Below are 5,052 nucleotides of genomic sequence, written 5' to 3' on the forward strand. Positions count from 1 at the left end.
GGAGGGACTGGCCCTACGATACCTCAGCAACGGGTTTTTTAATACCGTGCTAATTCCAGCAAGCCTAAAATTGGCTTGGAAGATGAGAAGATGTGAACGAGTACATATAAGTGCTCTCCTTCTTATCTTTTACAAGTGATAAGAAGGAGAGCACTTTTTATTTTACCTCGAAAGCTCTACTTCAAGTTTTACAGCATATAGGAGGGAAGAAAATGATTTCTTTTAACAATGTAAGTAAAGTATATGAATCAGGTGGGCAATCTGTTCATGCGGTGGAGGATGTAACGCTGTCAGTTGAAAAGGGCGAAATTTTTGGTATTATCGGATTTAGTGGTGCTGGAAAGAGTACGTTATTACGTTTAGTAAATATGTTAGAAAGACCAACTGCAGGAACAATTTCAATAGATGATAAAGATATTACATCATTATCGACGAAGGAGTTACGGAAACTAAGACAAAGAATTGGAATGATTTTTCAAAGCTTTAATCTATTTAATTCAAGAACAGTGTTTGGGAACATTGCTTATCCATTAAGGTTAGCGAAATTGCCGAAGAATGAGATAAAAGAAAGAGTGAATGAACTACTAAAATTTGTTGGTTTAGAAGATAAAGCGAACTATTATCCAGAACAGTTATCAGGTGGGCAAAAGCAGCGTGTTGGGATTGCAAGAGCACTTGCGACATCACCGGATATTCTCATATGTGATGAGGCAACATCAGCTTTAGATCCGGAAACAACGAAAGAAATTTTAAACTTATTGAAGAAAGTAAATCGCGAATATAATTTAACAATTCTTCTTATTACACACGAAATGCATGTTGTGAAAGAAATTTGTCACCGTGTAGCTGTAATGGAGAAGGGAAAAGTTATTGAAGAAGGAAAACTGTTTGATGTTTTCACACAACCAAAAACAAAGACGACTCAAAACTTTGTACGTTCTGTTATTAATGACCACTTACCAGAAAGTATTCTAGCGAAAATTCAAAACGGAGGTCAGATTTATCGCCTAACTTTTACTGGTGAGGAGACAGGACAGCCGGTACTATCATATATCGCAAAAAACTATAACGTTGATGTAAATGTACTGTACGGAAATATTATTGAACTTCAAAATGTGCTATTTGGAAATCTTCTTGTAGAATTGCAAGGTGAACAAAAGGAAATTCAAAAAGCATTACAACATCTAAGACTACAAGTGCAGCTGAAGGAGGTAGAAGCTCATGCGAGTTGATTGGAGCATATTTTGGCCTCGTATATTAGATGCAACGGGGGATACCCTCTTAATGGTAATTGTAACCCTTATATTCGCTACAATTCTTGGTATACCTCTAGGTTTACTTTTATATGTAACGAGAAAAGGAAACTTTTTAGAAAATAAATGGGTCTTTTCTATTCTTAATATCATAATTAATACAATTCGTCCGGTTCCATTCATTATCTTTTTAGTAGCTTTAAGTCCAATAACAAGAAGTGTTATCGGAACGACGATTGGAACAGCCGCAGCAATCTTCCCAATGACGTTAGTTGCATCAATTGGTATTGCTAGAATGGTTGAAACAAATCTTGTTTCTGTTCCGAAAGGGGTAATTGAAGCAGCGCAAGCAATGGGGGCTTCACCACTTAGAATTGTTTTTGAAATCCTCGTGCCAGAAGCGTTAGCACCATTGATATTAGGTGTCACGTTTATGACAGTTGGTTTAATTGAATTTTCTGCAGTTGCTGGGCTTGTCGGTGGTGGCGGTCTTGGTGATTTAGCAATGACATATGGTTATCAACGCTTTGATACGTCAGTTATGTTCGTAACGGTCGTTTTACTTATTATTCTTGTACAGGTAGCTCAAAATTTAGGAAACTACTTTGCGAAAGTCTTTTTGCGCAGATCATAAAAAGAAGAGGGGGAAAAGAAATGAAGAAAATTTTAGCATTTGCATTATCAGCGATCGTAGGGATTACAGCTTTAAGTGGCTGCTCAGGTGGAGACACAGGTGCAGGAGCGAAAGAGAAAGTAGTTCGCGTCGGTGTAACTGGAACAGATGGAGACGCTTGGGAAATTTTAAAGAAAAAAGCTGAAAAAGAAGGGATTAAAATTAAACTGGTTGAGTTCTCTGATTACACAACGCCAAACAAAGCGTTAGCTGATGGAGATATTGAACTAAACTCATTCCAGCACATTGCTTTCTTAGAGCAATTTAAAAAGGAGCATAAGTTAAATATTACAGCTGTTGGTACAACACAAATTGCACCGATGGGCTTATACTCTGAAAAATATAAGAAAGCAAATGAAATCCCAGATGGTTCAGAAATTGCTATTCCAAATGATCCAACAAACCAAGCGCGTGCATTAAAACTTCTTGATGCAGCTGGGGTATTAAAGCTTAAGAAAGATTTCGGTCTATTTGGGGATCCAAGCGGCATTGCTGAAAATCCGAAGAAGTTAAAGATTACACCGGTTATCGCACAGCAAACACCTCGTGTATTAAAAGATGTAGCAGCTTCAGTTATTAATAATGGTGTTGCTGGTCAAGCTGGATTAGATCCAAAGAAGGATCCAATTTTCTTAGAAGACCCAAATAATGAAAATGCGAAGCCATATATTAATATTTTCGCAGCTCGTACGAAAGATAAAGATGATCCAACACTGAAAAAGGTAATTGAGTTATATCATTCAAAAGAAGTAACAGATGCAATTAAGAAAGAAACAAATGATGGTTCAATTTCAGTAGATCTTTCACTTAATGAGATTGAAAAAATTGTAAAATAATTATTGGGTTTAACGACTAACAGTAGGAACCCCTCCGCTGTTAGTTCGTTCAACATATAATCTACTTAACAAACAAACCCTAATTCTGTACCTTCCAATTTTGTATAACGTAGAATCCAATGTTTGTTAAGTAGAGTGATGGACCAGGAGTTTTCCTGGTCTTTTTTATGCTTATTCAATCATGATACTTTTTAAATTGTCTCCAGGATACGCTTGTTCTTTCGGATAAGCAGCTAGTTCCTCTTGCAAAATATTTAGCATTTGCTTAGCTGATTGCTGGATTGGATCAGGTAGCTCTTCTAATATATGCATACCGACTTTTATCTTTGTGCGAATTACTTTGCGTAGTAGTTCCTCATGCATGCACTACACCTCCAAACCGAATGTTTAGTACATCATCTTCAAACTTAGCTCCTTGAATAGAAAGGTGTGTTAATGTTTTTGGCAATGTGATATTTCGCTTCATAGAACCAGCTCGAATAATAAGCTCATCACCTTTTTGATTTAATGAAAGTTCACTTTTGTTTGAGAAGGGAATGGAAAGAACGAAAATATACTCATCGCCATCTTTTTTTACATATTGTGTGCGACCGTTAAATTTCACTTCCGTGGGAGAAGAGTCAGATTTAAATAAAGCGTCTCCTACACGTTCTAACATAGACAAACCAACAACTTCTTGCTCGAACATCGGAGCTTCGTAAATAGGAAGTGGCTGAAAACTATCCTGAATTAATGTTTTATATTTCTTTTGTGTATCTTTCCATGCCTGAAAATAAGGATCGGTGACAGTGTTAGGGATGACGCGGTTAATCATAATGGCATCAACGTTATAATCGTATAAGTTTAAATACGTAAAGCTGCGCTGAGCTTCTTTAATGACCATTTTTTCAGGATTTACAACAACGCGAATGCTTGTTACCTCTCGGTTTGATAAAATATCTCTCATTTCTCCAAGCTGTTCAAGTGTATTTGTTAATTCGTCCATAATATCATCGGTTGGAAGGGGGACACCAAGAAGTGGTTGAGCTACAGGACGAACAACTTTTAAAACCTTTCTTTTAATAGGAAAGAGTTTTTCCATCCACCAGCCGAGCATGTCTGGAAAGCTGAGCATGGCTAAAGTTTCTCCAGTCGGTGCACAATCAATAATGATGATGTCATAGGTGTTTTGTTTATAGTAATCGAGTACTCGAAGTAAGCTAATTAAATCTTCCATACCAGGGAACATCGTTAATTCTTCTGTCGTAATATCATCGGCTGCTTTGGAAGTGAAGAGTAGTGTAATATATTTCTGCAATTTCCCCCAGCCTTTTTCCATTTCATAAATAGTATTAATCTCTTGTGCCCATAAGTTTTTGCGAATTTCTAACGGTTCAGAAGATAGCTTGATACCAAATGAATCTCCTAAACTATGAGCAGGATCTGTGCTCATTACTAATGTTTTTAATCCTTGTTTTGCACTTTGAAGTGCTGTTGCTGCTGAAATGCTAGTTTTTCCTACGCCGCCTTTACCTGTATACAGAATAATTCTCATCATTAATATCCCCTTTGTTTCGAATGTCGAATATTACGAGTGTCGAAATATTTGATTGAATAAAAACCCAACTAGGGTCTTATTCAATCGGAATGTTTTTCATTTTAGGTGTAGAAACCTTCTCTTCTGTTTTTTGCTGTGACGTAGCGATGTGATTCATAATCTTTTGGAAGATTTGTAGTAAGAATGCTTTTTCTTCTTCTGACAATGCTTCCGTCACTAGGCTAAAGTAATGGGCCGCATTTTGTTTCACTTCTTGAACGAGCATTACGCCGTTTTCTGTTAAACGAATTAATACAATGCGTCGATCGCTTTCATCACGGTATCGTTCAATATATCCCTTTTTTACAAGGCGATTTACAACGCCTGTCGTTGTACTCATCGGTATATCAAGAAGATCAGCGATTTTTGTCATTGTAATATCTGTATTTCGCTCCATCCAAAGTAAACAAAATACTTCTGTCTTGGAAAGTGTTAAATCAAGGCTTACCCATTCTTCAGGGTAGAAAAGTTTCTTGGCGTTATCTAGCAGTAAGTCTAAAAAATGTTCATATTGCAACAATTATTTCCACTCCCGTATATTTCGAGGTTCGTAATATTTGTTTTTATTTTATGTGGAATTGAAATAAATGTCAATGATTTTAAGTGTTTTTTCAGATTAGACAGAAAATTATATTCAAAATGGAATTTTTTTATGGTAGATTAATAAATAGAAAAAGATAATTTACATAAAAATCCATCATGATAAATATATTT

6 protein-coding genes and 1 riboswitch are annotated in these 5,052 nt (G+C 36.2%); of the genes, 3 read left to right on the top strand and 3 right to left on the bottom strand.

Features of this window, described 5'->3' with window-relative positions:
- Window positions 1–89, top strand: a riboswitch (SAM riboswitch). This riboswitch is flagged as partial in the annotation.
- 123 nt (window positions 90–212) lie between these two features.
- Genes KI356_RS09230 through KI356_RS09240 form a run of 3 tightly spaced genes read left to right on the top strand, consistent with a single transcriptional unit; the run spans window position 213 to window position 2,762 of the window.
- Window positions 213–1,232, top strand: coding sequence for a methionine ABC transporter ATP-binding protein (locus KI356_RS09230; protein ID WP_128282699.1), 1,020 nt, complete (start codon window positions 213–215; stop codon window positions 1,230–1,232).
- Window positions 1,222–1,887 (top strand): methionine ABC transporter permease, encoded by a 666-nt coding sequence (locus KI356_RS09235; RefSeq protein WP_212935299.1) that lies wholly within the window; start codon window positions 1,222–1,224, stop codon window positions 1,885–1,887. The genes KI356_RS09230 and KI356_RS09235 overlap by 11 nt, the downstream gene beginning before the upstream one ends.
- A 20-nt stretch (window positions 1,888–1,907) precedes the next feature.
- Window positions 1,908–2,762, top strand: a complete 855-nt coding sequence (locus KI356_RS09240) for a MetQ/NlpA family ABC transporter substrate-binding protein (RefSeq protein ID WP_212935300.1) — start codon at window positions 1,908–1,910, stop codon at window positions 2,760–2,762.
- Window positions 2,763–2,933: 171 nt separating this feature from the next.
- On the opposite strand, the gene KI356_RS09245 is transcribed toward KI356_RS09240, so the two are convergent.
- From KI356_RS09245 to KI356_RS09255, 3 genes are all read right to left on the bottom strand, one after another.
- The gene (locus KI356_RS09245) at window positions 2,934–3,125 is read right to left on the bottom strand and encodes a DUF3926 domain-containing protein (protein WP_128282695.1); all 192 of its coding nucleotides are present in this window, start codon (window positions 3,123–3,125) and stop codon (window positions 2,934–2,936) included.
- Window positions 3,118–4,299, bottom strand: coding sequence for an ArsA family ATPase (locus KI356_RS09250; protein ID WP_212935301.1), 1,182 nt, complete (start codon window positions 4,297–4,299; stop codon window positions 3,118–3,120). The genes KI356_RS09245 and KI356_RS09250 overlap by 8 nt, the downstream gene beginning before the upstream one ends.
- Window positions 4,300–4,375: 76 nt before the next feature.
- On the bottom strand, window positions 4,376–4,858 hold the full coding sequence (locus KI356_RS09255; protein WP_002113502.1) for a MarR family winged helix-turn-helix transcriptional regulator: 483 nt from the start codon (window positions 4,856–4,858) through the stop codon (window positions 4,376–4,378).
- Window positions 4,859–5,052 lie beyond the last annotated feature (194 nt).

The organism is Bacillus hominis (assembly GCF_018332515.1).
Lineage (GTDB): Bacteria > Bacillota > Bacilli > Bacillales > Bacillaceae_G > Bacillus_A > Bacillus_A hominis.